The organism is Streptomyces oryzae, assembly GCF_017676365.1.
In the GTDB taxonomy this organism is placed as follows: Bacteria; Actinomycetota; Actinomycetes; order Streptomycetales; family Streptomycetaceae; genus Streptomyces; species Streptomyces oryzae.
This window is the reverse complement of record NZ_JADKMA010000320.1, coordinates 1-4,697: the sequence shown is the minus strand read 5'-3', so window position 1 is coordinate 4,697 and position 4,697 is coordinate 1. Positions and strand designations below refer to the sequence as shown.

The window sequence follows — 4,697 nt, the reverse complement described above, 5'->3', positions numbered from 1 at the left end:
CCTCATCCCCGACCTCCTCGGCGACGAGGCCGACCGTGACGACGCGCTCCTCGCCGACAGTGCCCGCCGAACAGCCCTGCTGCGCCAGCACGCGGCGGCCCTCGACGACCTGACCACCCTGACCGCCACCACCGTCCCCGACACGCTGACCCGCCCCGCTCACTGGTTGCCCGGCCCTCGGCCCGGGCAGCATGAGGCGGCGCGGCAGGCGCGGGGTATGCCGCGTGCGAAGACCACCGCGGGCGGCGGTGGCGGCGTCGGCGGGAGGAACAGCGATGAGCAGCGCACCGGGCGTGGAGGACGCGGCAAACGGAGCGGGGGAGCGGTACGCCGCAGCAACGGCACCGGTCAGTCGGGGCACCGCCCCACCGAGTGAGCGACCCGCGCCCGGCGGGCCGGCCGTGGAGGAGCCCGCTGCGGAGGGGGAGGTGACTGCCTCCGGGAGGGGTGATCCGGCAGAGGTGGCGAGGGCTGGGCGGGGCGGCTCTCGGCGGCGGGACCGGCAGGGGCTGGAGATGAGCGGGCTCGGGAACGGCGACGGAGCCGAGGAGGCGGCGGCGTGGTACGAGAGTGCGGTCGACTCGCTGCTGTTCTTCCGGGGTGATGTCGCCGAGTCTGTCGGTGCGTTGCGGCGAGTGGCGCCCGGGGCGCCGATGGGCCAGGCGTTCGCCGCGTATCTGGGGCTGCTCGGTACGGAGCACACCCAGGCGGTGGCCGCGGGCGAGGAGTTCGCGCGGTTCCGTGCCGGGGCGGATCACACCGCGTTCACCGAGCGCGAGCGGGCCCACTTGTGCGCGGCGTCCGTCTGGCTCGGTGGGGACATCGAGCGAGCGGGGGCGCTGCTGCGGGAGATCAACGTCTGCTGGCCGCGGGACACGCTGGCGCTGGCAGTCGGGCACCAGATCGACTTCTTCACCGGGAACGCCCCCTCGCTGCGCGACCGGATCGGCGGGGCGCTGACGGCCTGGGACGAGGAGGATCCGCACTACGGCCCGCTGCTGGGCATGTTCGGCTTCGGTCTGGAGGAGTCGGGACACTACGCGCGGGCGGAAGAGATGGCGGCGGCCGCTGTGGAGCGGCAGCCGGCCGACGTGTGGGGCGTCCACGCGGTCGTGCACACCTTCGAGATGCAGGGGCGCTTCGCGGAGGCATTCGTTATCTCGACGCCCGGACCCGGGACTGGGGCGCCAACAACATGATGGCGGTGCACAACTGGTGGCACTACGCCCTCTACGCGCTGGAGGCAGGCGATACGGGACGGGTGCTGGAGATCTACGACGCCGTGCTCGATCCCGGTTCCTCCGCGGGCCTGGTGCTGGAACTGCTGGATGCGGCCGCGCTGCTGTGGCGGCTCTATCTGGACGGGGACGAGGCGCGGCGCGCTGTCGGGGAGAGGTGGGGCCCGCTGGCCGATGCCTGGGCGGCGCGCGGCGATGGTCCTCACTACGCGTTCAACGACACCCACGCGGTGATGGCCTGTCTCGGGGCCGGCCGGGTGCGGGAGGCCGAGGCGCTGGTGGCCGACCGTACGGAGTGGGCGGATCGTCCGCATCCGGGCGTCACCAATCACACCATGACGGCCGAGATCGGGCTGCCGGTCTGCCGCGCGTTGATCGCCTTTGCGCGGGGGCGGTATGAGGAGGCCGTCGAGCTGTTGCTGCCACTGCGCGGGAGGCTCCATACGTTCGGCGGGAGCCATGCGCAACGGGACGCGGTGGAGCGCACGCTGGTCGAGGCCGCCCTGCGCGCCAGGCGCTTCGATCTGGCCCGCACCCTGCTGAGCGAACGGCTCAGCCTGCGCCCCACCAGTCCGTACAACTGGCTCGGACAAGCCCGTCTCGCCGACGAGTTGGGCAGGGCAGCGCTGGCCGCCACCGCACGTGACAAGGCCATGGACCTCGCCGCTCCCGGTAAAAGGGCGCTCGCTCAGGCGGGAACCCCCGGTGCGGCAGGCGCAATTGCCCCAAGGCCCGCGGACGGCTGAGGGGGGAGGAGCCAGACAGACGGCGGTGGCTGGTGGCTCGCCTGCGCTCAGCGGCGCCGGGCCGCCGGGCGTGCGCCTGCGGGGTCGGACAGTGCTCCGGCGCACAACTGCCGGTTGTATGAAGAATGTGGGCCGGTCATTCGGTCGCTGGAAAGGCGGGCAAGTCCCTTTGTGACGTGATTGCGGCAGCGTAATCACCGGCGAAAGGGGCGGGAATTGCCCGATGCTTGGTATTTGCTGCGCCCACCGCATTCCCGGTCCGCTGTCGGGGAGCGGCTGCGGGAGATGCGATCGCGGGGTCGGGCGGCTCTGACGGCAGGAGTTGTGGCCGGCCTCGCCGCCGCGCGGGACATGCGGGACGACGGCCCGCCGTGGGCGCAGGTCAATCTGGCTCTGGAGCAGGACGAGCGGGCCCGCGCGCATTTCTGTGCGGAACTGGGCGTGGTGGCACGCGAATTCCTTGGCGCAGAGCGGGCGCGCAACTTCTTCTTCATGCACAAGGCCCCCGGAATGCGGGTCCGCTTCCAGGCGCCCGGGGCTGACGACGCGGCACCGTTGCGGGCCGAGTTGCTACGGCGGCTCGCCCGGTGTGCAGGGACCGGGACGCGGCCGGTGTGCGTGGTGTACGAGCCGGAGCAGTATCTCTTCGGCGGGCCGGCGTCGATGGCGTACGTGCACGACCTGTTCACCCTCGATTCGTTCGCCTGGCTGGACCACCATGTCGCGCACGCCGGTCGTGAGGGCCAGTTGACGGCCTGGCGCCATTCGCTGTTGCTGCTGCGGGAGCTGTTCGCCGGGCTGGGCATCGTCGGCTGGGAGCACCGCGGGGTGTGGCAGGCCCTGAGCGGCGAGGCCGGGCGCGGGCTGAGAGGTGCGGCGGCGGGCGTCGACCCTGCGGCACGGCAGCAGGCCGCCGCCGGCATCGTCGCGTACTGGCGCGCGTCCCGCGAAGAGGCCCTGCGCGCCTTCCCCGCGAAGCGCCGTCCCGCGCTGATCCGGCACGCCGACGCGGTCCGCCAGGCGGCCACCCGTTGGCGCCAGGGGTACTTCGAGGCGGGTGGGGCGACGATGGGGCCGCGTACGGCTGCCGCGTACTTCACCGTCTTCCACTGGAACCGCGGCCGGCTGTCCCCCGCTCGCCAGAGCATTCTGACCGACGCGCTGGCGACCGAGGGAGGTGTTTCCCGTGCGGGCACGCCGACCGGACGCTGACGTCGCCCTCACGAGCCGCGGGCCGGACCGCCCGCAAGACCCGCAACACCCGCCCCGCCCGCAATGCGGGGGCCCGGCCGTTCCGGTGCCCCGCGCGTTGCCGCTGGACGGCTTCCCCGCGGTGTCGCCCTACTCGCCGGAACGTACCGACCAGTCGGTCTCTCTCGGATCGACCGCTCTCCTGCGGGTGGCGGGTGTCCCGGTGGAGCAGTGGTGCCGGGCCGGGAGCCCGGAGCTGTTCCGGCGGGCGGACGAACTGGCCGACCGGCGCGGGCGGATCGCCGAGCGCGCCCGGGCGGCGAGTGTGCGGCTCGGCGATGAGATCGTTCCGGACCGGCGGCTGACGACGGCGGACCGGCGCGCAGCGCTGACCCTGCGGCGCCGGCTGCACTCGGGCGACGTCCCCGAAGACCTTCCGGCCGTCCTCCCCGACCCCGGGATCCTCGCGGCCATCGACCCGGATCTGGTACGGGAGTTGCGGGAACTCGGCGACGAGACGGCGGCGCTCCGGGTCTCGTACGGCGCGTTCGGGCGCGAGGTCGCCGCGGAGCGGGAGCGGACGAGCCTGGCGCTGCTGGGGCTGGCCCGCACCGACCCTGCGCTGGGCAGCCTCGTGGAGGAGGCCGCGCCGGGCGCCGTACGGGATCTGGAGCGGCGCGCCGCGGCGGGTGAGCCCTGGTGCGGCAAGCGGCAGCGCAAGCGCGTCTGCTATCTGTGGCGCGCGCTGGGGCGGGCCGCGGCGAAGACGACCCCACGCGGCTGGGCGGGTCAACTGGCCGTCCTTCCTGTGCGGGCCGACGCCGCCGGACAGCAGGGCGGACTGCTGCCGGAGCCGGGCTGGGGCTGGGCGCTGGGCGAGGTGGCCGCGCGGCGGACCGAGAACGTGCACTGGCTGTGGCTGCGGCTCCGTGATCTGGATCTGTCCGCCGCGGGCCCACAGATGCTCCTCGCGCCCGCGCCGCTGCGGCACACCAGTGGCGCCCCCGGTGCGGGAGAGCTGCACGTCTGTGTCGTCGATCCGCGGCCCGACGGCGGCGGGCGGCTGCGACGGCTCACCCTGCGCCGTACGCCCATGCTGGAGGCGGTGCTCAACTTCCTCGAACCGGCGCCCCGCACCCTGGGCGCTCTCGAGGCGAGTCTCGCGCCGCCGTCCTCGCGTCCGGTGCTGCGGGCCTTCCTGGCACACCTTCACTGTCTCGGCGTGCTGCAGGTCTGTGGCGTCCCTGAAGCCCGCCGGCTCCACTGGACGATGCAGGCTCCGGGGCCGCGCATTCCGCTCCAGGGTGAGGCGGCACGGGGCTCGTTCCTCGACTCGTACCGCAAACTGGAGCCTGCTGCACGCACGTTGAGTTCCCCCGCATCCGTACGAGGCCTGCCCCCGCAGGCCGCCGTGCGGGACGTGCACGCTGTCGCCGAGGGCCTGGCCCTGGCGCGGCGGGTCGCGGCGCTGTGCGAGGCGGACGCGGGGACGGACGGGAAGGCGGCGGGGCAGGAGGGGCCG

Annotated in this window: 3 protein-coding genes and 2 pseudogenes; all 5 read left to right on the top strand. The window is 73.8% G+C overall.

The window, feature by feature from the left end:
- Window positions 1-376: pseudogene (locus tag ITI46_RS33300) on the top strand (pentapeptide repeat-containing protein); the annotation flags it as partial.
- Window positions 377-515: 139 nt separating this feature from the next.
- Window positions 516-1,199: a tetratricopeptide repeat protein gene (locus ITI46_RS36180; RefSeq protein ID WP_372452135.1), complete on the top strand. Its 684-nt coding sequence runs from the start codon at window positions 516-518 to the stop codon at window positions 1,197-1,199.
- Window positions 1,200-1,204: 5 nt separating this feature from the next.
- Entirely contained in the window at window positions 1,205-1,984 is a 780-nt protein-coding gene (locus ITI46_RS36175) for a tetratricopeptide repeat protein (protein WP_372452134.1), read from the top strand.
- Window positions 1,985-2,308: 324 nt separating this feature from the next.
- The gene (locus ITI46_RS33290; RefSeq protein ID WP_307808423.1) at window positions 2,309-3,196 is read left to right on the top strand and encodes a thiopeptide-type bacteriocin biosynthesis protein; all 888 of its coding nucleotides are present in this window, start codon (window positions 2,309-2,311) and stop codon (window positions 3,194-3,196) included.
- An 85-nt stretch (window positions 3,197-3,281) separates the two neighbouring features.
- Window positions 3,282-4,697: pseudogene (locus ITI46_RS33285) on the top strand (lantibiotic dehydratase); the annotation flags it as partial.